The sequence below is a fragment of the Georgenia deserti genome, assembly GCF_042680605.1.
Classification (GTDB): domain Bacteria; phylum Actinomycetota; class Actinomycetes; order Actinomycetales; family Actinomycetaceae; genus Allobogoriella; species Allobogoriella deserti.
Map to the genome: position 1 here is coordinate 610,061 of NZ_JBHUEE010000001.1, position 26,185 is coordinate 636,245.

At 73.0% G+C, this 26,185-nt stretch carries 23 protein-coding genes; 12 read left to right on the forward strand and 11 right to left on the reverse strand.

What is annotated here, in order from left to right; genetic code table 11:
- The first annotated feature begins 36 nt into the window (after nt 1–36).
- The 4 genes from ACFSE6_RS02895 to ACFSE6_RS02910 all read left to right on the forward strand — a co-directional run bounded on the left by ACFSE6_RS02895 (nt 37) and on the right by ACFSE6_RS02910 (nt 6,541).
- Nucleotides 37–1,335, forward strand: coding sequence for a winged helix-turn-helix domain-containing protein (locus ACFSE6_RS02895; protein WP_388002192.1), 1,299 nt, complete (start codon nt 37–39; stop codon nt 1,333–1,335).
- 306 nt (nt 1,336–1,641) lie between these two features.
- Nucleotides 1,642–4,533 carry a preprotein translocase subunit SecA gene (gene secA / locus ACFSE6_RS02900; protein WP_388002193.1) on the forward strand — a complete coding sequence of 964 codons (2,892 nt, stop codon included), beginning with the start codon at nt 1,642–1,644 and terminating at the stop codon, nt 4,531–4,533.
- A gap of 183 nt (nt 4,534–4,716) precedes the next feature.
- The gene (locus tag ACFSE6_RS02905) at nt 4,717–5,895 is read left to right on the forward strand and encodes an LLM class flavin-dependent oxidoreductase (RefSeq protein ID WP_388002194.1); all 1,179 of its coding nucleotides are present in this window, start codon (nt 4,717–4,719) and stop codon (nt 5,893–5,895) included.
- 28 nt (nt 5,896–5,923) lie between these two features.
- Nucleotides 5,924–6,541, forward strand: a complete 618-nt coding sequence (locus tag ACFSE6_RS02910) for an FMN reductase (protein ID WP_388002195.1) — start codon at nt 5,924–5,926, stop codon at nt 6,539–6,541.
- Here the strand turns inward: ACFSE6_RS02910 and ACFSE6_RS02915 are convergent, their stop codons facing one another.
- Nucleotides 6,542–7,045: an Rv3235 family protein gene (locus tag ACFSE6_RS02915; protein ID WP_388002196.1), complete on the reverse strand. Its 504-nt coding sequence runs from the start codon at nt 7,043–7,045 to the stop codon at nt 6,542–6,544.
- Nucleotides 7,042–7,935, reverse strand: coding sequence for a LysM peptidoglycan-binding domain-containing protein (locus tag ACFSE6_RS02920; protein WP_388002197.1), 894 nt, complete (start codon nt 7,933–7,935; stop codon nt 7,042–7,044). The genes ACFSE6_RS02915 and ACFSE6_RS02920 overlap by 4 nt, the downstream gene beginning before the upstream one ends.
- 176 nt (nt 7,936–8,111) lie before the next feature.
- Between ACFSE6_RS02920 and ACFSE6_RS02925 the strand changes: the two genes are divergently transcribed.
- A complete protein-coding gene (locus ACFSE6_RS02925) occupies nt 8,112–8,627 on the forward strand; it encodes a hypothetical protein (protein ID WP_388002198.1) in 516 nt (171 codons plus the stop codon).
- A gap of 30 nt (nt 8,628–8,657) precedes the next feature.
- On the opposite strand, the gene ACFSE6_RS02930 is transcribed toward ACFSE6_RS02925, so the two are convergent.
- Nucleotides 8,658–8,873 (reverse strand): helix-turn-helix domain-containing protein, encoded by a 216-nt coding sequence (locus ACFSE6_RS02930; protein WP_388002199.1) that lies wholly within the window; start codon nt 8,871–8,873, stop codon nt 8,658–8,660.
- 117 nt (nt 8,874–8,990) lie between these two features.
- Here ACFSE6_RS02930 and ACFSE6_RS02935 point away from each other — a divergent pair, with 117 nt between their 5' ends.
- The 3 genes from ACFSE6_RS02935 to ACFSE6_RS02945 are packed head-to-tail and all read left to right on the forward strand — an operon-like array spanning nt 8,991 to nt 11,605.
- Nucleotides 8,991–9,713 carry a hypothetical protein gene (locus ACFSE6_RS02935; protein ID WP_388002200.1) on the forward strand — a complete coding sequence of 241 codons (723 nt, stop codon included), beginning with the start codon at nt 8,991–8,993 and terminating at the stop codon, nt 9,711–9,713.
- Entirely contained in the window at nt 9,710–11,107 is a 1,398-nt protein-coding gene (locus ACFSE6_RS02940; protein ID WP_388002201.1) for an AAA family ATPase, read from the forward strand. Before ACFSE6_RS02935 ends, ACFSE6_RS02940 begins: the two co-directional genes overlap by 4 nt.
- Before the next feature lie 36 nt (nt 11,108–11,143).
- Nucleotides 11,144–11,605, forward strand: a complete 462-nt coding sequence (locus ACFSE6_RS02945) for a DUF6912 family protein (RefSeq protein WP_388002202.1) — start codon at nt 11,144–11,146, stop codon at nt 11,603–11,605.
- Between the two features lie 11 nt (nt 11,606–11,616).
- On the opposite strand, the gene ACFSE6_RS02950 is transcribed toward ACFSE6_RS02945, so the two are convergent.
- The 4 genes from ACFSE6_RS02950 to hisN are packed head-to-tail and all read right to left on the reverse strand — an operon-like array spanning nt 11,617 to nt 17,189.
- Nucleotides 11,617–14,685: an AAA family ATPase gene (locus ACFSE6_RS02950; protein ID WP_388002203.1), complete on the reverse strand. Its 3,069-nt coding sequence runs from the start codon at nt 14,683–14,685 to the stop codon at nt 11,617–11,619.
- On the reverse strand, nt 14,685–15,887 hold the full coding sequence (locus tag ACFSE6_RS02955; protein ID WP_388002204.1) for an exonuclease SbcCD subunit D: 1,203 nt from the start codon (nt 15,885–15,887) through the stop codon (nt 14,685–14,687). The genes ACFSE6_RS02950 and ACFSE6_RS02955 overlap by 1 nt, the downstream gene beginning before the upstream one ends.
- 60 nt (nt 15,888–15,947) lie before the next feature.
- The gene (locus tag ACFSE6_RS02960; protein ID WP_388002205.1) at nt 15,948–16,364 is read right to left on the reverse strand and encodes a DnaJ family domain-containing protein; all 417 of its coding nucleotides are present in this window, start codon (nt 16,362–16,364) and stop codon (nt 15,948–15,950) included.
- 18 nt (nt 16,365–16,382) lie between these two features.
- A complete protein-coding gene (gene hisN, locus ACFSE6_RS02965) occupies nt 16,383–17,189 on the reverse strand; it encodes a histidinol-phosphatase (protein ID WP_388002206.1) in 807 nt (268 codons plus the stop codon).
- A 76-nt stretch (nt 17,190–17,265) separates the two neighbouring features.
- On the opposite strand from hisN, the gene ACFSE6_RS02970 reads away from it, so the two are divergent.
- Nucleotides 17,266–18,186, forward strand: coding sequence for an alpha/beta fold hydrolase (locus ACFSE6_RS02970; RefSeq protein ID WP_388002207.1), 921 nt, complete (start codon nt 17,266–17,268; stop codon nt 18,184–18,186).
- Here the strand turns inward: ACFSE6_RS02970 and ACFSE6_RS02975 are convergent.
- Nucleotides 18,120–19,409 (reverse strand): glycosyltransferase family 4 protein, encoded by a 1,290-nt coding sequence (locus ACFSE6_RS02975; protein ID WP_388002208.1) that lies wholly within the window; start codon nt 19,407–19,409, stop codon nt 18,120–18,122. The genes ACFSE6_RS02970 and ACFSE6_RS02975 overlap by 67 nt on opposite strands.
- A gap of 414 nt (nt 19,410–19,823) precedes the next feature.
- Here ACFSE6_RS02975 and ACFSE6_RS02980 point away from each other — a divergent pair, with 414 nt between their 5' ends.
- The 3 genes from ACFSE6_RS02980 to ACFSE6_RS02990 are packed head-to-tail and all read left to right on the forward strand — an operon-like array spanning nt 19,824 to nt 23,275.
- Complete coding sequence (locus tag ACFSE6_RS02980) at nt 19,824–20,816, forward strand: hypothetical protein (protein WP_388002209.1); 993 nt, start codon at nt 19,824–19,826, stop codon at nt 20,814–20,816.
- Nucleotides 20,813–22,048: a glycosyltransferase gene (locus tag ACFSE6_RS02985; protein ID WP_388002210.1), complete on the forward strand. Its 1,236-nt coding sequence runs from the start codon at nt 20,813–20,815 to the stop codon at nt 22,046–22,048. Before ACFSE6_RS02980 ends, ACFSE6_RS02985 begins: the two co-directional genes overlap by 4 nt.
- Nucleotides 22,049–22,093: 45 nt before the next feature.
- On the forward strand, nt 22,094–23,275 hold the full coding sequence (locus ACFSE6_RS02990; protein ID WP_388002211.1) for an NAD(P)-dependent alcohol dehydrogenase: 1,182 nt from the start codon (nt 22,094–22,096) through the stop codon (nt 23,273–23,275).
- A 3-nt stretch (nt 23,276–23,278) separates the two neighbouring features.
- Here ACFSE6_RS02990 and rsgA read toward each other — a convergent pair whose 3' ends face one another.
- The 3 genes from rsgA to ACFSE6_RS03005 are packed head-to-tail and all read right to left on the reverse strand — an operon-like array spanning nt 23,279 to nt 26,162.
- Complete coding sequence (gene rsgA / locus ACFSE6_RS02995) at nt 23,279–24,310, reverse strand: ribosome small subunit-dependent GTPase A (protein ID WP_388002212.1); 1,032 nt, start codon at nt 24,308–24,310, stop codon at nt 23,279–23,281.
- A gap of 11 nt (nt 24,311–24,321) precedes the next feature.
- On the reverse strand, nt 24,322–25,668 hold the full coding sequence (gene aroA, locus ACFSE6_RS03000; RefSeq protein WP_388002213.1) for a 3-phosphoshikimate 1-carboxyvinyltransferase: 1,347 nt from the start codon (nt 25,666–25,668) through the stop codon (nt 24,322–24,324).
- A complete protein-coding gene (locus tag ACFSE6_RS03005; protein ID WP_388002214.1) occupies nt 25,665–26,162 on the reverse strand; it encodes a DoxX family membrane protein in 498 nt (165 codons plus the stop codon). Before ACFSE6_RS03005 ends, aroA begins: the two co-directional genes overlap by 4 nt.
- Between the last annotated feature and the right edge of the window lie 23 nt (nt 26,163–26,185).

The following is a 26,185-nucleotide window of genomic DNA, read 5'->3' on the forward strand; positions in this document are numbered from 1 at the left end:
CGGCACATGTCAGTGGCACCCGGCAGGATTCGCACGGTGACCACGACGACCGCTCGCCCCGGCGCCACCGCACCGGCGCCGCCCGCCGCGCGCACGCTGACCGCCGGACAGGCCCGCCGCATCGCGATCGCGGCTCAAGGCCTCGACCTGGCCCGTCCCCGCGCGGTGACGATGGGGCACGTGCAGCGCCTGCTCGACCGCATCGGCTTGCTGCAGATCGACTCCGTCAACGTGCTGGCCCGTGCCCACCTGCTCCCGGTGTTCTCCCGGCTCGGCCCGTACGACGTCGCGCTGCTCGACCGCGCCTCCGGCGTGGCGCCGCGCCGGATGGTCGAGTCGTGGGCGCACGTGGCCTCGTACATTCCGGTCACCACCCACCCCCTCCTGCACTGGCGCCGCGAGGCGTACCGCCGGGACGGTCGCGAGTTCGACGAGCGGTATCCCGGCCTCCTGGCCGCCGTGCAGGAACTCGTGGCCGAGCACGGACCGGTCACGGCCGGACGCCTGCACGAGGCCCTCGGCCACGATCGCGGCCCGAAAGAGCACTGGGGCTGGAACTGGACCCCGGCCAAGCGGGCCATCGAGCACCTGTGGCGCGTCGGTGACGTCGTCGTCGCCCACCGGACCAGCCAGTTCGAGCGCGCCTACGACCTGGCCGAACGGACGCTGCCGGAGGTCGCGCTGGCACCACCCCCGCCGAAGGACGAGGCGACGCGCGAGCTCGTGCGCATCGCTGCCCGCGCCCACGGCGTCGGCACCGTCGGATGTCTCGCCGACTACTTCCGGTTGCGCATCGACGCTACGACCCGGGCGGTGGACGAACTCGTCGACGAGGGCGCGCTCGAACCCGTCCGCATCGCCGGGTGGGAGCGGCCGGCCTACCTGCACGCCGAGGCGCGCGTCCCGCGGCGGACCCGGGCCCGGGCCCTCCTCGCCCCGTTCGACCCGCTGGTGTTCGAACGACGGCGCCTCCTCGCGATGTGGGGCATGCACTACCGCATCGGTATCTACACGCCGCCCGCCGAGCGGGTGCACGGCTACTACGTGCTGCCGTTCCTGCTGGGCGAGCATCTCGTCGCCCGTGTCGACCTCAAGGCCGACCGGCAGGCAGGACTGCTCCGGGTGCGCTCCGTGCACGCCGAGACCGGCGACGACGCGCCCGGCCTGCCGCGGACCGGGGCCGGGGCGTGGCCCGGCCGGGCCGACGTCGTCGGTGAGCTGGCCGCCGAGCTCGGGCAGACGGCCCGCTGGCTGGGGTTGTCCGGCGTCGTCGTCGATCCCGACGCCGGGGGTGACCTGCCTACCGAGCTCGCGCGAGCGACCGAGTCGACCTGACGGGCACGCCCAGCCACGCGGTCGGGAGGTCGCGACGAGGGGCGGCGGACGGCGGTGGGTCGGAGCGGCGCGGGGCTGGATGGGTCTGGCCGTCGCGACGAGGAACGAGGAGCGAGTGGTCGCCTCGCGCCGCCCGGCCCGGCGCCGGCGACAGCTGGTACGAGGGCAGTTCCCGGTGTCCGCTGAGCGCGATACGTCCGCGAGGTGCACGTCCGGCCAGGCCCAGCGCCTACCATGGAGCGGTGCGCCCGGCCAGAGGGCGCCAGGGCGGTCGGCCCGCCCACGAACGACGAGCAGGAGTTCTGCGTGCCTTCGATCCTCGACAAGATCCTTCGGATGGGCGAGGGGCGAGTCCTGAAGAAGCTCACCGCTCTGGCCGCCGAGGTGGACGCGCTGGAGGACTCGGTCTCCGGCCTGACCGACGCGGAGCTGCGTGAGGAGACCGACCGGTTCAAGGCCCGGTACGCCGACGGTGAGTCCCTCGACGACCTCCTCCCCGAGGCGTTCGCGACGGTGCGCGAGGCCGCGACCAGGACGCTCGGCCAGCGGCACTTCACGGTGCAGATCATGGGCGGCGCGGCCCTGCACCTGGGCAACATCGCCGAGATGAAGACCGGTGAGGGCAAGACGCTGGTCGCGACGCTGCCGGCCTACCTCAACGCGCTGACCGGCAAGGGCGTGCACGTCGTCACGGTCAACGACTACCTCGCCGGCTACCAGGCCGAGCTCATGGGACGGGTCTATCGCTTCCTCGGTATGAGTACGGGTGTCGTCGTCTCCGGGCAGAAGCCGGACGAGCGGCGCAAGCAGTACGCCGCGGACATCACCTACGGCACCAACAACGAGTTCGGCTTCGACTATCTGCGCGACAACATGGCGTGGTCGGAGGAGGAGCTCGTCCAGCGCGAGCACCACTTCGCGATCGTCGACGAGGTCGACTCCATCCTCATCGACGAGGCGCGCACCCCGCTCATCATCTCCGGTCCCGCCCAGGGCGACGTCAACAAGTGGTACCTCGAGTTCGCCAAGCTGGCGACCCGGATGACCAAGGACGAGGACTACGAGGTCGACGAGAAGAAGCGCACCGTCGGCGTCCTCGAGCCGGGCATCGAGAAGGTCGAGGACCACCTCGGCATCGACAACCTCTACGAGTCGCTCAACACCCCGCTCATCGGCTTCCTCAACAACGCCGTCAAGGTCAAGGAGCTGTTCAAGCGCGACAAGGACTACATCGTCAAGAACGGCGAAGTCCTCATCGTCGACGAGCACACCGGCCGTGTGCTCTCCGGGCGGCGATACAGCGAGGGTCTGCACCAGGCGATCGAGGCCAAGGAAGGCGTGCCGATCAAGGCAGAGAACCAGACCCTCGCCACGATCACCCTGCAGAACTATTTCCGCCTCTACGACAAGCTCGCCGGCATGACCGGTACCGCCGAGACGGAGGCGGCCGAGTTCTCCGGCACGTACAAGATCGGCGTCGTGCCGATCCCGACGAACAAGCCGATGATCCGCAAGGACCAGCCGGACCTGGTCTACAAGGGCGCGAAGCAGAAGTTCAACGCCATCGTCGAGGACATCGCGGAACGTCACGAGAAGGGCCAGCCGGTCCTCGTCGGGACCACGAGCGTGGAGAAGTCCGAGCTGCTCTCCCGAATGCTCAAGAAGAAGAACGTCCCGCACGAGGTCCTCAACGCCAAGCAGCACGAGCGCGAGGCCAACATCGTCGCGATGGCCGGCCGCAAGGGTGCTGTCACGGTCGCCACCAACATGGCCGGCCGCGGCACCGACATCATGCTGGGCGGCAACCCCGAGCACATCGCCGTCGCGGCGTTGAAGGAACGTGGCCTCGACCCCACCGACACGCCGGAGGAGTACGAGGCGGCCTGGGACGAGGCGCTCGAGGAGGCCCAGCAGTCGGTGGCCAAGGAGCACGACGAGGTCGTCGAGCTCGGCGGGCTGTACGTGCTCGGGACGGAGCGGCACGAGTCCCGCCGCATCGACAACCAGCTCCGCGGTCGGTCCGGCCGCCAGGGTGACCCCGGCGAGTCGCGGTTCTACCTCAGCCTCGAGGACGACCTCATGCGGTTGTTCAACTCCGGGCTGGCCATGCGGGTCATGGACTCCGACGCCTACGACGACGACCAGCCTCTCGGGCACAAGTTCGTCTCCAAGGGGATCGAGAGCGCACAGGGGCAGATCGAGGCCCGGAACTTCGAGACCCGCAAGAACGTCCTCAAGTACGACGACGTCCTCAACAAGCAGCGCGGCATCGTCTACGAGGAACGGCGCCGCATCCTCAGCGGCGAGGACCTCGCCGACCAGGTCCAGCGGTTCCTCGACGACGTCGTCACCAGCCTGATCACCGAGTACACCGCCGAAGGGGCGCCGGAAACCTGGGACCTGGACGCGCTGTGGAACGAGCTGCAGGCGACCTACCCGGTCTCCATCACGGTCGAAGATCTCGTGGAGGAAGCGGGCAACCGCACCCGGGTCACTCAGGAGATGCTGCTCGAGGAGCTCAAGTCCGACATCCACGTCGCATACCGGACGCGCGAGGAGGAGCTCGGCGAGGACGTGATGCGTCAGCTCGAGCGTCGCGTGGTGCTGTCCGTGCTCGACCGGAAGTGGCGCGAGCACCTCTACGAGATGGACTACCTCAAGAATGGCATCGGGCTGCGCGCCATGGCGCAGCGGGATCCGCTCGTGGAGTACCAGCGCGAGGGTTACGACCTGTTCATGGCCATGAACGAGGCCATCAAGGAGGAGTCGGTCCAGTACCTCTTCAAGCTCGAGGTCAAGAAGCCCGCCGACGGCGAGACCGACGGCCCGAGCGTCACCACCGCGTCGGCCGCCGCCACCGCGGCCGCCGCCCCGGACGCCGGGACAGTCTCGGACGCGCAGAGCGAGGACTCGACCGGGGGCGACCGGGCCGACGGCGCACCGAAGAAGGGCGGCGCCAGGACGATTACCGACGACGATCTCGGCCTCGAGGCCCCCTCCCGCCCGAGCGCGTTGAGCTACTCCGCATCCGCCATGGACGGCAACCCCACGTCCGGTCCTGCTGCCGGGGCGCCCTCCTCCGGGACGGCGTCCTCCGGAACGGGAGCCGGTGCGGCCGGTGGCTCCGGCGCGCCGGCGAGCGGCGGCAACCGGGAGCAGCGCCGCGCCGCGGCGAAGGCGGCCAAGAAGAAGCGCTGAGCACCGGCTCGCGGCGAACGCGATAGCGGTGCCTGAGCGGGCGTTCTCCCGCGCGCTCAGGCACCAGAACCCGTCCGTTCAGGCACCAGACACCCGCGCGGAATACTCCGTGAGGGCTTGGCGTTGACGGCGACGTATCCATGCAAATGCATCAAACAGGCCACCGAGGCGGGAGCGGGCATCATGCAGTTCGGCATCTTCAGCGTCAGCGACGTGACGACGGATCCCACCACCGGGCGCACACCCGACGACACCGAGCGGGTGCGCTCGATGATGGCGATCGCCCAGCACGCCGACGAGGCGGGCCTGGACGTCTTCGCCACCGGCGAGCACCACAACCCCCCGTTCGTGGCCTCGTCACCGACGACCATGCTCGGCTATCTGGCCGGCACCACGAAGAACATCGTGCTGTCCACCGCCACCACACTGATCACCACGAACGACCCGGTGAAGATCGCCGAGGACTACGCGATGTTGCAGATCATCGCGGACGGGCGGATGGATCTGATGATGGGCCGCGGCAACACCGGACCCGTCTACCCCTGGTTCGGCAAGGACATCCGCCAGGGCATCAACCTCGCCCTGGAGAACTACGCCCTGCTGCGACGCCTCTGGGAGGAAGACGTCGTGGACTGGCAGGGGAAGTTCCGCACCCCGCTGCAGGGCTTCACCGCCACCCCCCGTCCGCTGGACGGCGTCCCCCCATTCGTCTGGCACGGATCCATCCGTAGCCCGGAGATCGCCGAGCAGGCGGCCTACTACGGCGACGGCTTCTTCCACAACAACATCTTCTGGCCGACGAGTCACACGCAGCGGATGGTCCAGTACTACCGCCAGCGTTTCGAGCATTACGGCCACGGGAGCGCCGACCAGGCGATCGTCGGGCTGGGTGGCCAGTTCTTCGCCCGCAAGAACAGCCAGGACGCGTGGAACGAGTTCCGCCCGTACTTCGACAACGCCCCCGTCTACGGGCACGGGCCCTCGATGGAGGAGTTCACCACAGAGACCCCCCTGACGGTCGGCAGCCCGCAGCAGATCATCGACCGGTACGCCGCGATGCGCGAGCACGTCGGCGACTATCAGCGCCAGCTCTTCCTCATCGATCACGCCGGCCTGCCGCTCAAGACCGTGCTCGAGCAGATCGACATCCTCGCCGAGGAGATCGTCCCGGCGCTGCGGGCGGAGATGGAGCCGAAGCGTCCGGCGCACGTGCCGGCGGACCCACCCAGCCACGCCGAGCGCGCCGCGGCCGCACGGGCGGACGGCGCCGCGCACCAGGCCCACGTCGCCGGTGACGACCGCTGGACCGGGAAGAGTGCCGAGGACGGCGTGGTTGCCCCGAGTGCGGCCTCCGGCCGATGAACGCGGCCGCCCGAGGAGAAGGAGAAGGATGAGCGAGCGCACCATCGTCACGATCTCTGCCGGTCTGGGGCAACCGTCGTCCACCCGGTTACTGGCCGACCGGCTCACCGAGGCCACCACGGAGGAGCTTGCGGCGCACGGCCTGGACGCAGTCGTGCACACCTACGAGCTGCGTGATGTGGCCCACGAGGTCGTCAACGCCATGCTCACCGGGTTCCCCGCCGGCGAGCTGCGGGAGATGCTCGAGGCGATGACCAACGCGGACGGGCTCGTCCTGACCAGCCCACTGTTCACCACCACCTACTCCGGGCTGTTCAAGTCCTTCATCGACGTCATCGACAAGGACTCCCTCACCGGCATGCCGGTTCTGCTCGGCGCCACCGGTGGGACCGCGCGGCACTCCCTCGCGCTCGAGTACTCCATGCGCCCCCTGCTCACCTATCTCCGCGCCGACGTCGTCACGACGTCGGTCTTCGCCGCCACCGACGACTGGTCCGGGGAGGCGGACGCGGTCAACCCGCTGCCGGCGCGCATCCGGCGGGCGGGCCGGGAGCTCGCCGAGAAGGTCGCCGGGCGTGAGCCCGGAGACGCGGCGGATGTCTACGACGACGCGCCCTCGTTCGAGGAGATGTTCAAGCGCCTGTAGTCACCCGATCTGCAGTGCGGTGGCACGCCACCGCCCGCGGTGAGCTTCGAGCCGGACTGCTGCGGCACGCATATGGGCCCCGTCGTGCAGGACGACCGACGCCTCGACCACGTCGGCCGAGATGCGACACGTGTGCACCCGGCGCACGTGCGGACGGCGAACCGCCGTCGACCGGCGCTGGAGCCGGTGCGCGAGCCCCGCGCGCCGTGAGACTGTCTCGAACAGTTCCGGACTGAGCCACCGCGTCAGCTGCGCCACCGGCCGGGCGCCGCTGAGCACCTCGACCGTCGAATGCACCAGGGTGCCTGCCCATCGGCCGGGGTCAGGAAGCGTGTGCGCCTGGTCCTCGGTGTCCGGCGTCGACCCTGGTGACTCCGAGCCGGCGGCTCGCACACGGTCGCCGGGCTCTGTGCTCGAGATGCGTGGCGTCGCGCCCGGTCCGGTGCGGCGCACGCCGGTGTGGACGTTGCCGGGGTGGACGGGACGGGTCAGGGTCGCAGTCATGCTGACTCCTCGGTCGGGGCCCGGAGAACCAGGCCGGGGTGGATGGTGTCCGGGTCCGCTCCGACGGTGGAACGGTTCGTCTCGTACCAATCGGGCCAGGCCGCGGCAACCCGTGCCGGTGTCGCGGGCTGCTCCAGGTGAGCGGCCGCGATGGACCACAGCGAGTCGCCCTCCTCGACCCGGTAGGCCTCGCGACCGGGGTCGTCGTGCTCGGGGGGTTCCGGACCTGTGGGCCGGCGATCCTCCCGCTGCGTGGGTCCGGCTGTGTCGGCGCCGGATTCCGGCGCTGCTGGACCGGGCTCGCCGGGCGTGCCGTCCTCCCCTCCGCCGCCCTGGCCCGTGGCCTCGTCCGCGGCGGCCCTGCCGGTTGTCTCGCCCGCGTTGGGTCCGTTGCGGGGCGCCGGTGACTCGGTCGGTGGCACGGCATCGGTCGCGCCCCACCCGAGATCGGCGGGAACCGGCGCCTGAGGACCTGTGCTCGTCTCGTCCTGCGTGGTCGCGGTCGCAGGGGCCAGGGCGAGCGAGGCGCCGGCACCGGCCGCCGCCGTCGTCATGACCGCCTTGCGCAGCACCGGGAACCCCCAGCGCCTCACCCAGCGCTCCACGTCAGCCAGGTGCCTGCCCCCGACGCGCGCCCATCGCACCGCGATCACGCCGAGGCAGGTGGCGGCGTACCAGGCGGCGGTCAGGGCGCCGGCTGCGAGGCACAGGATCGTGACGACCTCGTCGAGCCGGGAGGCCGCCGGCGCGGACCCGGTCAGCGCACGGCCGGTGAGCCAGCCAGCGCGGCACAGGCAGATGGCAAGTGCCGTTGCCACCAGCAGGCCGGCGGCAGGGGGCAGGAACTGTCGGTGCTCGAGCTGTGCCGAGGTGGTCTCGGGTTGCGCCATCGCATGGCCTCCGCGTCGGACTGTCAGTGCTGTTTGATGTCGTTTGATGAGCTAGGACGATGTTTTATCGCACATGGTGTTCTACGGCAAGGGGGCGGTGATCGGCTGTGGAATGCGCCTGTGCGCGGAGGCTGTGCAAGTCCCGAAGCGCGCATCAGGGCCGATACCGTGCCGTCATGAGGTGGGAGGCCCTGTTCGAGGACCTGGCCGGTCAACTCGACGCCGCCGAGCGCGCCGAGGACGAGGCTCTCGTCGCCGAGCTGACGGCGGCCGAGGCGGGGCGGACGGCCTTCGCCGACCGGTTGCGCGGCAGGCAGGGCGCACAGGTGCGACTGCGGCTGCGCAACGGGGACGATGTCGAGGGCGTGGTGCTCGATGCCGCGCCCCACTGGGTGCTGGTGGGAGACGGCGAGCGGCGCACGCTCGCTCCCCTCGAAGCGATCCAGGCCGCGTGGCCGCTCGCGCACGTGGCGCCCGAGGCCGGGAGAGTCGAACGCGGCCTCCGGATCACGCATGTGTTGCGCGCCCTGGCCCGCGAGGGAGCGCGCGTGCGCCTCACCTGCGACGGCGGGTCCTACGCCGGGTGGCTCACCCGCGTCGGCGCCGACCACGTGGACTTGCGCCCGGCTGCCGGGGAGCCCGGACCGCTGACGATCGCACTCGGCGCCGTCGTCTCCGTCTCGACCGTCTGAGGTCTCCCTCGCCGATCCGGCGGGCGGCGGCTACTGCTGCTCCGCCTCGATCCGTGCCCGCGTGCGCTCGTACTGCTGGGCGATGTACTCCTCGAGCGCGGAGTCCTCCACGCGCCACTGGTTCCGGCCGCCGACCTGGATGGCTCGCAGCTCGCCGGAACGTACCAGCGTACGCACCTGGGTGACCGAGACCGCCAGGGCCTCGGCCACGTCGGCCAGAGTGAGGAATCGCTGCGGCATGGCCACATCATCGCATCGGCGACGCGGCGTCCGCGCACAGGGCGTGCCGGGCCTGTGGACAACGATTTGGGCCGACGGCGTCCGCGCGGCACCATGGTGCGCCCGAGGACGGAGGGGGCAACGATGACCAGCGACGATCTCCCGCAGGCGCGCCGGATGCGCCGCCCGACCTGGCGCGATCCGCGCCTCGGCGTCGGCGTGCTGCTCGTGGCCGGATCGGTGGCCCTGGGGACCTGGGCCGTGCGCGACGCGGCCGCCACCGTCGAGGTGTACGCGGCGGCGGACGCTCTCACTCCCGGCGAGGCCGTCGTCACGGAGAACCTCGAGGTGCGCGAGGTCCGCCTCGGCGCCGGTGAGGACCTCTACCACCGGGTTGCGGACGGCCTGCCTGAGGACGCCGTCGCCATGCGCACTGTCGGTGCCGGCGAGCTGCTGCCGCGAGCCGCGGTGGGCACCGGGGAGTCGGTGGACCTCCGCCCCGTCGTCGTCGACCTCGGCCTGGCCGTGCCGGCCGACCTGCGGGCCGGCACCACCGTCGACCTGTGGCTTGCCGCCCAGCCGCCCGCGGCGGGAACCGCCGCACGCGACGACGTGCCCGAGCCGGAGCTGCTGGCACCGGACCTGATCGTCGCCGAGGTCATCGAGGACGATTCCGTCATCGCCGGCCAGGACGCCACGTCCGTGGAGGTGCTCGTACCGCGTGATGACGTCGCGACCGTGCTGGCGGCGCTCTCCAGCGACGGCAACCTCGTGGCCGTCCCCACGATGAGCGTCGGCGCGGCCGGACCGGACAGTGTCCCAGCGGAGCACACCGGCGCCACCGGCGGCCCGGACGACGCCTCGTGAGCACCGGCGTTCTGCTCGCGCTGACCGGCCCCGTCGAGAGCGAGCTCGTCCGGCTGCTGCACGCGCCCGGATCTGACCTGCGGGTGGTACGGCGGTGCGCCGACGTGCCCGAGGTCCTGGCCGCCGCCGGCGCCGGCCTCGGCACGGTCGCCGTCCTGGGTGCCGAGTTCCCCGGACTGGACCGCTCGGTCGTCGCCCGGCTGCGCTCCGCCGGCACCCGCACCCTCCTGGTGGCCGCGCCGGAGGATGCGGCACGTGCCTCCGCCCTCGGACCCGACGCTGTCGAACCGACCGGGAGCGCGGCCGCGCTCGCCGAGGCGGTCCGTGCCGTGGTGCGCACACCCGAGCCGGGCGAGGCCCCTCCGCCACCTCCGCCGTCGCCCGAGCCGGCGCCGGGGACGGTCGGACCGCCCGAGAACCGGGAGGAGCCCGGAGCCGGCGTGACCGGCAGCGGCGCGAGCGGCGTTGACCCGGGTGGGAGGCAGGCAGCGGCGAGTACGGAAGACGCCGAGACTCCGGGGACTCCGGCCGGAACCACGGCGGCGACGGGCTCCGGTGCCCGGCGTGGCTCGCTGGTGGTCGTGTGGGGACCACCGGGTGCGCCCGGCCGGACGACGACGGCGGTCACCTTGGCCACCGAGCTCGCCACACTGTCGGGCCGGTCGTTGCTCGTCGACGCCGACACCGAGGCGCCCTCGGTCACCCAGATGCTCGGCATCCTCGACGACGCCTCGGCGATCGCCGCCGTCTCCCGGCAGGCACTCGCGGGCAGGCTCGACGCCGGGGCGCTGCTGCGCTCCTGCCCGGCGCTCGACTCCTCGGTCCACGTGATGACCGGCCTGACGCGCGCGGACCGGTGGCGTGAGGTGCCGGCGGCGGCGCTCGAGGTTGTCTGGGACGTGGCGCGCGAGGCGGTGCCGTGGACCGTCGTCGACGTCGGTCCCACACTCGAGGGCGACGACGCCGGGTTCGGGCCAGGGCGGCACGAGGCCACCATGTCCGCGCTGAACGCCGCGGACGTCCTGGTCGTCGTCGGGGCGGGCGACCCGATCGGGATGCGCCGGCTGGTCATGGCGCTCGCGGACCTCGCCGACGGTGACGTGGCCCCGTCCGCGCGTCGGGTCGTCGTTGTCGGCCGCGTCCGATCCTCGGCGGCGGGCCCGTCACCCGGGCAGGCCGTGCACGAGGCGCTGGCCCGGTTCGCCGGCGTGACGGACCCCGTCGTCGTCCCGGACGACCGGCCGGCTTTCGACAAGGCCGTCATGCAGGGCACCACCCTCGACCAGGTGGCGCCGAACTCACCCGCCCGGGACGCGCTCGTGCACCTCGCGCACCGGCTCACGGGCGAACGACACCGGCCGCGGCGCCGACGCCTGTGGTCGGCGCGGCGGTGAGGTGTCCAGGCGTGCGTCCGCTGAGAGACTGACCGCATGCGCGTCTACCTGCCTGCCACCGTTGCCGACCTGACCGCCGAGGACGGCATCGCCGCGCGGTGGGCCCACGCCGTGACGCCGGCCCTCCGCGCCGCGATGCCCGACGAGGACGACGAGGGGCTGGAGATGACGGCGACCATGGCCGCCGCCGACGACTCGGTCCGCCGACTGGCCGCCGAGCCCGCAGCACCACGACGCGTGGTGCTGGCCGCCGACGTCGCGGACTCGCTCACCGAGGTCCCGCAGGAGCCGGGCGTCGACCGCCTGCCCACGGCGATCCGCATCACCGATGACGTCCCGTGGCACGACGTCGTCGCCCTGCTCGTGGACGAGCCCGGCGCCGAGGACGACGTCCGCGCGGCCGCGGCCGGGGACGACGAGGCGTTCGAGCGCAGCGCCGATCGCGATCTGCTCTGGTACGACACCGGCGAGCGCGGGGATCTGCTCAGCCAACTCTGAGCCGGGGCGGCTTAGCAGCGCACTGTCAGCGTGGACGAGCCGGACGGGGTGCGCCGCACCGAGATCCGCTCGGGAATCCGGTCCTTCATCTCCGTGACGTGGGAGACCACGCCCACGGCACGGCCGCCTTCGCGCAACCGGCCCAACTCGGTCATCACTGTGTCCAGCGTCTGCGGGTCGAGCGAGCCGAATCCCTCGTCGATGATGAGCGTGCCGAGCTCGATCCCGCCGGCCTCCGAACGCACGACATCGGCGAGCCCGAGCGCGAGGCACAGCGAGACGTAGAACGTCTCACCACCGGAGAGCGTGTGCGGGTCGCGCGGCCGCTCGGTCACGTGATCGCGCACGCGCAGCCCCAGGCCTGCCTTGCGGGAGCGCTGGCCGCCTTCGCGTTCGTCGATGCGTTCGAGGGCGTACCGACCGTCCGACATCGCCGCCAGGCGGCCGTTCGCCGCGGCAACGACGTCCTCGAACCGCCGGAGCAAGACGTAGGTGGCCAGCGTGGTCTCGAGGGTGTTGCCGTCTCCGGCGCCGGCGAGTGCGGCGATCCGCACGACGGGGCCCGCCCGGTCGCCGGCCGCCATGTACGCGTCGCAGGCCGCGCCGAGTCGGTCGGTGAGCTCGCGGACCTGCCGGCAGCGCAGCCGCGCCTCGCTCGCCCGGCCAGCGAACCTTGTCACCCTGGCACGGGCGTCGTGGTACTCGGCCTGGCGGTGCTCGACCGCCGGCTCCTCGGCTCCGGTGAGCTCGACGATGCCCGGTTCGGCCAGACCCGCGGCCACCCGGGCCACCTCCGCGCGATGGTGGTCGACCGTGCTCGCGAGCGCATCGACCTCGTCCTGGGGGAGCAGCGCGTCGCGTACCGCCGCGGCGTCGGCCAGTCGGGCACGGTCGAGCGCCTCGGCCAGGTCCACCTCGGCCTGCTGCAGCGCCTCGGCCGCTTCCTGGTCCTCCAGCGCCGCCTCGAGGAGGGACCGCGCCGCTCGCATACGGCTGCGCAGCCGCGCGGCCCGATCGGCGACGGACGCGTGGGGGCCGCGCCCTTCGGCGGCACGACGTTCGTCCTCCCTGAGTCGACGCGCCCGTTCATCGAGCCGTTCCGCGCACATCGCGTCCGCCGTGCGGGCCTGCGCCAGTTGTTCGGTCAGCCGCGCGGTCTCGGCGTCGTGATCGGTGAGCTCCTGGGCGAGCTCGGCGTGCCGGACCACCGCGGCCGCTGCCGCCTCCACCGCGCGTTCGGCCTCGGCCACCCGTTCCGTGGCCTCGGCAACGGTCAGCCCGTCGCAGGCCTCCTCCAGACCGGCGGACCGCTCCTGCAGGCCGGTCAGGCGAGCCTGCAGCTCGGCGAGCGCTCCGGCGGTCCGCTCCCGGGCCTCGGCCGCGGCAGTGACGTCCTCGTCCGTGGCATGGTCCTCGCCGGACCGTGCAGGCGAAGGATGCTCGGTGGCGCCGCACACCGCACACGGCCGGCCGGGCTCCAGACTCTCGGCCAGTGCCCCCGCCATGCCCTGGACCCAACGCCGGCGCGTCCGGTGCTCGGCGTCGACCGCGTCTCGCGCGGCCTGCGCGGCCGCGGCGAGCTCGGTCTCCACCGTTGCGATCTGCGCCCTGGTCCGCTCCGCCTCCCGTGCCTCACCGAGGCGGTCCAGGGCGAGGTCACGTTCGACGCGCGCGCGTTCTCGTCGCGAGCCGACGTCGCGGTAGTCCTCGAGTCGGCGTTCCAGCTCCGCACGCTCCGCCGGACGTCGGTCCACCTGCGCGGCCAGCGACGCGGTGCGCTCCTGCGCGTGCGCGGCCTCCGCCCGGTCGCGCTCGAGCGCCGCTGCCCGCTCCGGCAGCGACTCCTCGACTGTCACGAGTGGCTCGAGCCGACCCAACGTCGTGCTCGCCTCGTCCCGGAGCCGCTGCAGGGACTCGAGGTCCTCGTCCGCCTCGATCCCGTACGGGCCGGCGGCGACGGCGGCCTGTTCTCGCGCCGCCGCGGCGCGAGTACGACGCTCGGCGGCCCGCTCGCGTGCCTGTAGTACCGGAACGACCACGGCGGCGCGGCGGGCCCGGTCGAGCCGGCCGGCCGCGCGATCGACCTCGTCCGCGGCCTCACGCAACGCCCGGTCCGCCTCGACCAGTGCGGCCCGTCGCGCCGACCGGGCGGCGAGGTCCCGGGCGGCGTCCAGCGCCGCACGCGCGGCCTGCTCCTCCCGCTCAGCAGCCGCACACGCGGATTCCGCCGCCTCCTGACGTTCCTCCCAGGCGGCGCACGCAGCCTCCGCGAGTTCGCGCACGCGTGCCACGTCCGTCTCGGCGGCCGCCGCTCGCAGGTTCTCGGTGATCGCGGGGGCGCCGTCGCTCGCCGTATCGCCACCGGTGCCGTCCTCCTCCGTCCCGTCCTCGCCACCTGCTGCCGCACGGGCCAGCTCGTCAACCGTGGCGGTCACCTGCGCGGCGGCGCCGTCGACCTCGCCGCGGGCCGCACGTGCCAGCTCGGCGAGGCGCTGCTGGAGGCGTTCGTAGATCTCGGTACCGAAGATCTCCTGCAGGACACCTCGGCGGTCCTCGGGCCGGGCGTGCAGGAAGGAGGCGAACTGCCCCTGCGGCAGCACCACCGTCTGGGTGAATTGCCCGCGGTCGAGGACCACGATCCGGGCGAGCTCGTCACCGACCTCCTGCACGTGCGCAGAGATCGGCACGCCGTGCTCGTCACCGGGGCGTTCGCTCCCGGCCGGTAGCCGCCACAGCTTGGCCCGAGCGTTCTGGAGGGTCTCGCCGTCTCCGCGTCGCTTCGGGCGGCGGTGCTTCGGTGAGCGCCACACCCGGAATGTGCCCGCGCCGGTGGAGAAGACGAGCTCGACGAACGGCTCCACGCCGGGGGCGGCGTGGTCGGAGTGCAACCGGTCTTCGGACACCCCACCGGCGAGCGTGCCGTACAGCGCGAAGACCACCGCGTCGATCAGCGTCGACTTGCCTGAACCGGTGGGCCCGTCGAGCAGGAACAGCCCGGAGACGGACAACTCGTCCAGGTCGACCTCGTGCCGCTCGGCGAACGGGCCGATGGCCTGCAGGGTGAGACGGTGCAGCCGCATCAGGCGCTCCGTTCCGCCGCCAGCACCGACTCGTAGGCCTCCCGCAGCACTGCGACCTCGTCCTGTGTGGCCGGCCGGCCGCCGGCTGCTGCGAGGAAGGAGACCGCGATCTCGAGCGGATCCTGCCCCGGGACGGCCGGTGCACTCTCGTGGCCACCCGTGACCTGGGCGGCCGCGTGGCGTAGCACGAGGGCATGCGGGAAGCGGTCCGAGACCCGTGCCCAGAGTCGGTCCGGCCGGACCGGGTCCGTCACGGTGACACGGACCCAGTGGTCGGTGTAGTGGTCGAACCGCCGGCCGAGGAGCTCGTCCAGCGTGCCCGACAGGTCGGCCAACCGACGCGGGACCGGTGCCTCGACGAGCTCGACGCCGGTGACGCCCTCCGGACCCAGCTCCACCAAGGCCGTCGACTTGCGGTGACGAGATTCGGAGAAGGAGAACGCCAGCGGGCTGCCGGCGTATCGCATCACCGGGTCACGGCCGACGCGGCCCACCTGCTGCGGACCGTGCAGGTGCCCGAGAGCCACGTAGTCCACCCCCGCGCCCGAGAACACCCCCGACGGCACCTGGTCGACGCCCCCGACCCGGATGTCGCGCTCGGACTCGCACCCGTCCCCGCCGGTGACGAACGTGTGGGCGGCGACGAGCGCGGGCACGCGGCCGGCGTCCCGCTCCCGGCGGGCCGCCAGGTCCGCGCGCACCCTGCGGACCGCGGCCGCGGTCACGGCGTGGTGCGACCGTGCCGGCGCTGTGGGCTCGCCGTCGTCGCCTGGTTCGGTGAGCTGCTCACGCGCCAGGTCCGGATCGAGGTACGGAAGTGCGTACAGGCGGGCGCCGAGTCCGCCGTCGGCGTCGGGCAGATCCACCGGCGTACCGACGCCCCCGACGGCGGTCCGTACCGCCAGCCTTTCTCGGAACAGTCCGGCACCGAACCCGAGGCGGGTGGCCGAGTCGTGGTTGCCCGGGGTGAGCACCACGTGCGCGTGCGCGGTGAGCCGGTCGAGCGCGTCCGAGAGCAGTGCCACCGAGTCCACCGGCGGAATGGCCCGGTCGTAGATGTCTCCGGCGACGACGACGGCGTCGACCCGCTCCCGCCGGACGACCTCGACGAGGTGGTCGAGAAAGGCGGCGTGGTGCTCGCTCAGGTCCACACCGTGCAGGGTCCGGCCCAGATGCCAGTCCGAGGTGTGGAGGATCCGCATGTCCCGGACGGTAGACGCCGCCGCCGACATGGCCACGGTGCCCCGCCGGGCGAGGCCGGATCAGCGTCCGGGCCGGTCCCGGCGAGCACGGCGCCACGCAGCGACGACCTCGTCGACGTCTGCTGGTGCGACCGGGATGGCCGGACCGCTCGGAAGGCGGATGTATTCGGCCACGCGCCGGTTGACCTCGCGCACGGCGTCGCGCACCGCATCCTCGCTTTGCAGGTCGGCCACCGTCTCGGGCAGCTTGGCGACCTCCTTGCGCAGCTGCAGCGCCGGCGGCAGCAGCACGTCCGGGTCGACATCCTCGTCACGGATCTTCTGGCGCAGCCACCAGTCCTCGTCCGGGGGCCGCTCGTCGCGCAGCGGCTTCCCGGCGCCAGGAAGGTTGTCGAACTCCCCGCGCTCGGTCGCGGCCCGGATGATCTCGTCGACCCAGTTGCCGACCGGGACGCCGGGCGGTTTCCGCTCCGTCACACCGCCAAGTGTGCCAGGTCAGTCCTGCTGCGCGTCCAGACCGGCCAGCACCGCGGTGTGCAGGTGGCCGTTGGTCGCCACGGCGCTGCCGCTCCACGGGCCGTCCGCACCGTCGAGCCCGGTGAAGCGCCCGCCCGCCTCCTCGACGATCGGCACCAGCGCCGCCATGTCGTACAGCTCGAGCTCCGGCTCGCAGGCGATGTCCACCGCCCCCTCGGCAACCAGCATGTACGACCAGAAGTCCCCGTACGCGCGGGTGCGCCATGCCTGCTGGGCGAGGGAGAGGAACGAGCGCAACGACCCGCGCTCGGCCCAACCGCCCAGGCTCGAGTAGCTCAGCGAGGCGTCACCGAGCGTACGCACCCCGGAGACGCTCAGCTGCCGGGCCGCGGAGAGCGAGCGCCCGGTCCAGGCGCCCGACCCGCGCGCCGCCCACCACCGCCGGTTGAGCGCGGGCGCGGAGACCACGCCCAGCACCACCTCGCCGTCCTCGATGAGCCCGATCAGGGTCGCCCACACGGGAACACCACGGACGAAGTTCTTCGTTCCGTCGATCGGGTCGATGACCCACTGCCGGGGGGAGTGCCCGGTGGTGCCGAACTCCTCGCCGAGGACCGAGTCCCGCGGCCGGGTCCGCGAGAGCTGGGCGCGCACGATCTCCTCGGCGCTGCGGTCGGCGTCGGAGACCGGCGTCAGATCCGGCTTGGCCTCGACCTGCAGATCCTGAGCGCCGAACCGGCTCATCGTCTGCCCGTCCACCTGGTCGGCAATCACGTGGGCCAGGCGGAGGTCGTCGGTGTACCGGTTCGCGGCGTGCGCAGTCATATCGGGCAACCTACCGCCCGGCGCTCACCGCGCCGCCGACCCCGCCACCGCGCCGGGCGCGTCTAAGCTCGGCTCGATGGCCACGCCCGCTCCCCGTCTCCCGGCCGGACCCGGCCCGGAACCGCAGCTCGTCGAGGAGCGCTCCGTCGTCGTCGCCGGCGCCCGAACCCGCTACCACGTGTGGGGCGATCCCACCGCCGAGACCACGATCCTGGCCGTGCACGGATTCCGCGGTGACCACCACGGGCTCCTGCCGATCGCGGCCCACCTCCCGGACCACCGCGTCGTCACCCCGGACCTGCCCGGTTTCGGCGCGTCCGCACCGTTTCCCACCGACGGGCCCGACGCCGGCCCGCACGATGTCACGCGGTATGCGCGCTGGCTGGCCGAGCTGTGGGACGTGGCCGGTACCGGGCGGCGGCGGGTGCTGCTCGGGCACTCGTTCGGGTCCGTCGTCGCCGCAGCAGCCCTGGCCCACGAGGTGTTCCCGGACAACCTTGTCCTCGTCAACCCGATCGCCGCGCCCGCGCTGCACGGCCCGCGGGCGATGCTGTCCGCGGCCGCCGTCGGCTACTACCGGCTCGGTGCCGCGTTGCCGGAACGGATCGGTGGCGCGCTGCTGGCCAGCCGGGGTGTGGTCCGCGTCATCAGCGAACTCATGACCACCACCGAGGACCGCGAGCTACGCCGCTGGATCCACGACCAGCACCGGCGCTACTTCTCCGGGTATCACGACCGGCGCGTCGTGGTGGAGGCGTTCACCGCGTCGGTCTCCCACCACGTCGGCGACTACGCCGCGCACCTGACCGCACCGACCCTCCTGATCGCGGGCGACAAGGACGACATCGCGGCTCCGGCCGCCCAGTACCGGCTCGCCGAGCAGGTGGGTGCCCAGCTGGAGATGCTGACCGGCGTCGGGCACCTCATCCACTACGAGCGGCCTGCCGCCGCGGCGGCGGCTATCCGCCGGTTCCTCGACCAGCTGGCGGCGGCATAGATCTCCTGCAGCCCCGCCACGTGCCGCTCGGCGGTGAACACCTCGCCGGCGGCCTGCGCCCCGCGGGACGCCTCGATCACCCGCTCCGGGTGGCGCACCAGATCAGTCAGCGTGGCGGCCAGCTCAGCGGGCTCGGGCCCGGAGAGGATCCCGGAGCCGGACAGACCTTCGGACAGGGCCGGATCGCAGTAGAGCACCCCGCGCCGGGCGGTCACGGCTTCGGCGATCGTCATCGGTTGGTTGTCGAATCCCGACGAACTCAGGGCCAGCAGATGCGACTGTGCGAGCAGGTGAGCCACCTCGGCGTGCGGGCGGCGGCCCAGGAAGGTCAGGGCGTCGCACCCCGCCGCCATGTCCTGCGCCTGCGCGAGTTGGGCGCCTTCGCCGACCACGGTGACGGCGAGCCGCCCTTGACCGGCGCGCGCGACCGCGTCGAGCACCGCCCGCACGAACGGCAGGATGCGCTTCTCCGGCACACAGCGACCGACCCACAGCACCCGAAGCGGCCCGGAGACGTGCGTCAGCGGTTCGGCAGCTGCGGCGCCGGTCACGACGTTCGCGAGGACCGAGACCGCCGGCAGCCCGGCCGCCCGCAGGTGCCGAGCCTGGTGGGCCGACGGCGAGATCACCACGTCCGCGAGGCGCGCCGTCGCCAGGGTCATGTGCCGTAGCGCCGAGTCGGCCGGCCGTTCGGCCAACGGTCCTCGTCCCGGACGTAGCCCGGTGGCCGCCCGGAACGCTGCCCGCAGCGCTGGCGCGAGCAGATGCCCGCCGCGGTCCGGCCCTCGCCAGAAGAACGTGTGCACCGTGTGCACGACCGGGACGCCGCAGGCCTCCGCGGCGCGGGCCGCTGCGGCCGCGAGCCCGAACTCGGAGTGCAGGTGGACCACATCGACCCCCCGCCGCCGCAGGAAACCGGCCAGATCCCGGCGCAACCGCCGTCCCTCGGTGACCACCGGCAGGTCCAGTCCGGGCACGTGCGCCATCGGTGGTACCCGAAGGTGCCGCACCGCGGGATGCGGCCGCACCCGGCTCCACACATGTGGTGACGACGGCGTGACCACCGTGACGCGGACGCCGGCCGCGGCCAACGCGGCAGCCTCCTGCAGCAGCGCGGTTTGTGCCCCGCCGAGATAGGCCAGCGAGTAGTCGCACACGAGCGCGACGTGGGCCCGCTCTCGCCGCGACAGGCGCGGCCGAGGGCGGTCTCCCGGGATCGGCACGATGAGGCGAGGTCCCTTCCTGGTCCTACTGCGGCGGGTCGGCGACAGCATCCCAGATGGCCACGGGTGATGCCGCGCACGATGCGCCTGCGCGGAGCCGGCCTGGTCGGACGAGCGCCGACGTCACCCTCCGGGTGGAGTCGGCTTTACGTCTTCCGGCTGATGGCACGGTCCCTGTCCGCGCCCTAGCGTCGTCGACGTGCAGATCGGACGGAGACGAGGGAGCCGGTCCCTGAGCCGCCTCGGGGCCGGAATCAGTGGTCCCACCGATGGCGGTGGGCGTCCGGACTGCGGCACCGTGGACACCGATGACCTCCTTCCACGGCGCCGTCGCGAGACGTTCACCCGATCATCGCCGGACACTCACCTCGGCGCCACGCGATGTTGGCCGTCGCTCCTACCATCGGTGCTGACATGGTGACCGTCCTCGCGATCGCCCTGGCCGTCATCGATTCGGCGTGCTTCGCCGCGGCGGCCGTCGTCCAGCAGCGCGCCGTGCGGCACACCGTGCGGCGTCAGGTCCCCGTGCGCGAGGAGCCCCACCCCAGGGACCACCGGCTCAGCCTCCGCGGGCTCGGCTCCCTGGTCCGCCAGCGCGGATGGCTGGCGGGCGTCGCGCTCATGGGGCTCGGCATGGCGCTCCACGTCCTCGCGCTGGCGCTCGCGCCTGTCTCGGTGGTTCAGCCCATCGGTGTGCTGGGCGTGCCGTTCGCGGTCTACCTGGCGGCTCGGCTCGACCGGCATCGACCGGACCGTGGCGCGCGCGTCCCGGTGACGGTCTGCGTGATCGGCGTCGCGGCGTTCGTTTGGCTCGCCGCGTCGCACACGAGCGGCGATCATCCGGTGCCGGTCCGGGGCCTGCTCGCCGGCGAGGTGGTGCTCCTCGCCGTGCTGGTCGGGTGCGCGGCGGCCGCCCACCGGGTTCACGGGTGGCGCCGCTGTCTGCTCAACGCGCTGGCCGGAGCTGCAGCGATCGGGACCGTCGCGGCGTTGATGCGGGCCGTCTTCCAGCACATCCAGGCGGGCAACGACCCCCTGGCGCCGTCGACGCTGGCCATGGCCGGCATCCTCGTGGTCAACGGTGTCCTCGGGGCCTGGCTCGTCCAGCAGGCCTACGCCTCGGGACGTGCCGAGGTGGTGCTGGCCTGCCTGACCGTCGTCGACCCCGTCATCGCCGTGCTCGCCGGTTTGCTGCTGCTCGGCGAGGGCGCCCTGCTGCCCGGACCGATCCTCGTCGGGATGTCGCTGTGCGGGCTGGCGGCGGCGGGCGGGGTCGTGGCCCTGGCCCGTGCTCGTCCCGGCATCGGTGGCTCGCCCGCGCAGGCCACACCTGCGGCCGTCCCCGCAACGTCCCAGCAGCCGGCACACCGTGCGGCGCACCAGCAGAATCTGGAGGAGACCCGGTGAAGATCCTGATCGGCGCGGAAACCTACGCCCCGGACATCAACGGCGCCGCACGGTTCGCCCAGCGTCTCGCCGCGGGCCTGGCCGGACGCGGGCACGAGGTGCACGTCGCGTGCGCCTCGACCGACGGCACGCCACGCCGTGAGCGGGCCGACGGCTGCACCGTCCACCGGCTGGCCTCGACGCGCTACCCCTGGCACGCCTCGCTGCGGTTCTGCACCCCCGGCCGCACCGGCGCCGCCGCCGACGCGCTGGTCGAGGAGATCGGACCGGACGTCGTCCACGTCCAGGCGCACCTCGTCCTCGGCCGTGCCCTGGTCGGCGCCGCCCGCCGCCGCGAGCTGCCCCTCGTGGCGACCAACCACTTCATGCCGGAGAACGTCCTCGGCTACCTCCCCATCCTGCCCCGCCGGTGGCACGACGCCGCCAGCCGGCTCACCTGGCGCGACCTCTCGGCCGTGTACTCCCGGGCCGACGTCATCACCGCGCCGACCCCGCGGGCGGTCGAGCTGCTGAGGGACGCCACGGGCCTGGCCGGCGAAGCTGTCTCGTGCGGGGTCGACGCCGACCGGTTCCGGGCCGCCGCTGCGGCCGCGCCCGAGCCGCGCCTGCTGTTCGTCGGCCGGCTGGATCCCGAGAAGCGGATCGATGAGCTCCTGGCGGCGCTCGCCCGCGTCGAGACCCGTCCGCGGCCGGTGCTGGAGATCGTGGGGGACGGCGACCACCGTGCCCGACTGGAGCGCATGGCCGCGGACCTCAGGCTCTCCGAGCGGGTGACCTTCCACGGCCACGTCAACGAGCCGGAGCTGCTCGCCGCCTACGCCCGGGCCCATATCTTCTGCATGCCCGGGATCGCCGAGCTCCAGAGCATCGCCACGCTCGAGGCGATGGCGGCCGGGAAACCGGTCGTCGCCGCCGACGCCATGGCGCTGCCGCACCTCGTCCGACCCGGCGAGAACGGGTATCTCTACACCCCGGGCGACGTCGATGAGCTGGCCGCTCGCCTCACCGAACTCGTCGGCGACGCAACGCTGCGGGAGCAGATGGGCGCGCGCAGTCGCGCCCTGGTGGCCCCGCACACCCACCGGGCCACGCTCGACCGGTTCGAGGAGATCTACCGGGCGCTGGGCACCGTTCCGCGCCTCGCGGCACTGCCGCGCACCGAGCCGGGCTCGCCCGAGCGGTCCGGCGCGCGGACCGAGGCCGCGTTGGCCGGGCCCGCCCGCCTCCGCTAGCGTCGGCGTCAGTTCCCGACCTTCTCGACGCGGAGGAGCCAGGAGATGACCGTCGCCGCCCGAGGCGCCGTGGCCGCAGCGGTCGGCGCGCCCCTGACCTATCAGGACATCGAGATCGACGAACCGGGCGCGGGCGAGATCCTTGTCCGGATCGTCGCGACCGGTGTGTGCCACACCGACGAGATCACCCGCCACGGTGACCTGCCGATGCCGTTCCCGGCGGTGCTGGGGCACGAGGGCGCCGGCATCGTGGACGCCGTCGGCGAGGGGGTGACCACCCCTGCGGTCGGCGACCGCGTGGTCCTCGGATGGCCGTGGTGCGGACAGTGCCGGAACTGCCTGGCCGGTGAGCACCGGTACTGCCTGCGGATGGGGGAGGCCGTCGCCGGCGGCGCGCGGCTGCTCGGGCCGGCCGCCGGGCGGAGCGCCTACCACTTCCCGGACGGTGCGCAGCTGTACGGGCACTTCTTCGGCCAGTCCTCCTTCGCCACCCATTCCCTCGTCCTGGCGAGCTCCGCCGTCGTCGTGCCCGAGGATGTCCCGCTGGACATCGCGGGGCCGCTGGCCTGCGGCATCTCCACGGGCGCCGGTGCCGTTCTCAACACTGCACGACCCGAGCCCGGTGCGAGCCTCGTGATCTACGGTGTCGGCGCGGTCGGTCTCTCGGCCGTGATGGCCGCCGTGAACACACCGGCGACGACGATCATCGCCGTGGACCGCCACGTCGATCGCCTGCACCTGGCTCGGGAGCTGGGCGCGACCCACACGGTGGACGCCGGCACCGAGGACGACGTCCCGGAAGCCGTACGGCGGATCTGCGGTGGGCCGGCCGACCACGCCCTGGAGTGCACAGGCGTGATCGCGGTCGTCGAGCAGGCAGTGGCCAGTGTCGGGATGCTGGGGACGTGCATCCTCGTCGGCGGGGCGCCGGCGGGCGCCACCTTCGCTGTCGACCACGTCTCGACGCTGTGGGGCAAGCGCATCGTCGGCACTCTCGGGGGCGGCGGGCGCAGCGACACTCTCATGCCGGCGCTGCTGGACCTCTACGGCCAGGGCCGGTTCCCCTACGACCGGCTGATCGGCTACTTCGACGCCGAGGACGTCGAAAGAGCGATCGCGGCGAGCAAGCGCGGCGAGGTCGTCAAGCCCGTGGTGCGCCGGGACGGCGGCGGGCGCACACCCGCCGGTGCGGACGAGCCGGAGGCCGGGGTGGTCGGCCTCGCGTGAGACCTATCCGCCGGGCTGGGCGGCCTGACGGGAGGCGAGCAATCGCCGGAAGGAGAGCAGTCGGGCGGCGCCGGCGTCTCCGGCGGCTCCGGACTGCACCCACTGGTCCAGGGCACAGTCCGGCGCGTCCTGCGCATGCGTGCAGCCGCGGGGACAGTCCGTGGCGATCTCGGCGAGGTCGTCGAACGCGGCGAGCAGATCCTCCGGATCGACGTGCTGCAGCCCGAATGAGCGCACCCCGGGTGTGTCGATCGCCCAGCCACCCTCCGGTAGCGCCAGCGCGACGGCGGAGGACGACGTGTGCCGGCCACGTCCGGTCACGGCGTTGACCTGACCCGTGGCACGGTCGGCGTCCGGGACGAGTGCGTTGACCAGCGTCGACTTCCCGACGCCGGAGTGCCCCACGAGCACCGACGTGCGGTCGGCCAGGCGGTCGCGGAGCTCGTGCAGGCCCTCGATGCGTTCCACGCGGGCCGCGGTGACGACCGCCGGCACCGCGAGCGCGTCGTAGCGGGCGAGGAATTCGCGGGGATCGGCCAGGTCCGCCTTGGTTACGCAGATCAGCGGATCCATGCCGGCGTCGTAGGCGGCCACCAGGCAGCGATCCACGAGGCGTGGCCGTGGCTCCGGCTCCGCGGCCGCCACCACGACCACGAGCTGATCGGCGTTCGCCACGATGACCCGTTCCGCTCCGGCGGCGTCACCGTCCTCGGACGAGCGACGCAGCACTGAGCTGCGCTCGTCCACGCGGACGATCCGTGCGAGCGTGTCCTTGCGTCCTGAGACGTCTCCGACGACGCCGACGTGGTCGCCGACCACGACCGCCCCGCGTTCGCCGCGGCCGAGCTCGCGAGCCTTGACCGCGACGAGACCCGTGCCGTCGTCGGTGAGCAGGTGGTAACGCCCGCGGTCGACGCCGAGGACCATGGCGCCGAGGGCGTCGGGGTACTCGGGTCGGACCTTGGTCCGCGGGCGGCTGCCTCGCCGGTTCGGGCGGACGCGGACCCGGGCGTCGTCGGTGCCGGTGTCACGCACAGCGGCGCCGCCTAACGTGCCCCGCGACGCTGGGCGAGCATGGCGGACCACATGCCCGGGAAGTCAGGCAGCGTCTTCGCCGTCGTGCCGACATCACGGACGGCGACGCCGGGCACCCGCAGCCCGAGCACGGCACCGAATGTGGCCATCCGGTGGTCGGCGTAGCTGTCGACGGTACCGCCGTGCAGGGCCGCCGGGTGGATCTCCAGGCCGTCCTCGGTCTCCCGGGCCTGCCCGCCGAGCCGGGTCAGCTCGGTGGTGATCGCCGCGAGCCGGTCCGTCTCGTGCCCGCGCAGGTGAGCGATCCCGCGCAGCCGCGAGGGGGAGTGTGCCAGGGCGCACAGCGCGGCGATCGTCGGGGTGAGCTCCCCGGCCTCGTGCAGGTCGGCGTCGATGCCGTGGATGGCGCCGTCGGCGGGACCGGTCACGGTCAGCGTGTCACCGGAGAGGTCGACGGCGGCTCCCATCCGGGCGAGTAGTTGCCGCAGCTGCGCACCCGCCTGGGTGGTGGTGGCCGGCCAGCGCGGCACCCGCACCCGGCCGCCGGCGGCGAGGGCGGCGGCGAGGAAGGGGCCGGCGTTGGACAGATCGGGCTCGACGACGATCCGGCCACCGGAGACGGGGCCCGGGCGCACCCGCCAGCGGCTCGGTGCCCCGTCGGCCGGTTCACCGTCACCGGTGAGTTCCTCGACGAAGACGCCACGGTCACGGAGCACGGCGGCCGTCATGGCGATGTGCGGGAGTGAGGGCAGGGCCGAGCCCACGTGGCGCACGTCGATCCCTTGCTCGAAGCGGGGCGCGGCGAGCAGCAGCGCGGAGACGAACTGGCTGGACGCCGACGCGTCCACGTTCACCCGGCCACCGGCCAACCGGCCGGTTCCGTGCACGATCAGTGGCAGCGCGGCCGCGCCGTCGCTCATCGTGGCGGCCTTGATGTCGGCGCCGAGGGTGCGCAGCGCGTCCACGACCGGACCCATGGGGCGCTCGCGGGCGCGCTCGTCACCGTCGATGCGGACCTCGCCGTCGGCGAGCGCGGCGACGGGCGGGACGAATCGCATGACCGTCCCGGCCAGGCCGGCGTCGATATGTCCGCCGCCCCGCAGCGGCCGGGGCGTCACGAGCAGGTCGCCCGGGTCGGCGGCGTCGATCACGGCGCCGAGCTCGCGCAACGCGGCGATCATGAGGGCGGAGTCACGCGAGTGCAGCGGCCGGATCAGTTCCGTGGGGGAGTCCGCGAGCGCGGCCAGCAGCAGGTGCCGGTTGGTCAGCGATTTCGAGCCGGGAACCTCGACGACGGCGTCGAGGGGGCCGGAGGCGGTCGGAGCAGGCCAGGGATCGGCGGCGAGCGTCGTGGTCACTTCGCGTGGCGGTTCTTGACCTTCGCCTTGGCGCGGCGGATGTCGGCGCGGTGCTCGCGGGCGTTCTGCACCCGCCACGCCCACGACGGCCGGCCCTTGCGGTCCGCGGCGGCGAGCAGCAGGCCACCGGTCAGTCCTGCCCCTTTCAGCACTCCGGTGAGGTGGCGGGTGCGCTCGGCACGGTCGCCGGCCTCCCACACGGGGTGCTTGGCCAGCGTCGTGGGCAGTGCCACGGCCGCGAGCGTCAGGGCGGCGGCAGACTGGCTGCGGCCGGTGGCGAGCATGAGGCCGGAGAGCGCGGCCACCGCCCCGGAGGCGCGGATGATCGGCGTGGGGTCGTCGAGCAACGAGGGCGGCACGCCGAGGTCTTCCAGCATCGGGCGGACCTGCTGGACCGCTTCCACGTGGTCCTTCGGCCGGGCAAGGGCGCCGACACCCTCGACCACAAATGGGGCGGCGAGCAACGGGCGCGCGATCAGGCGGACGAACGTCATGGCTCATTGCTACCGCAGATCGG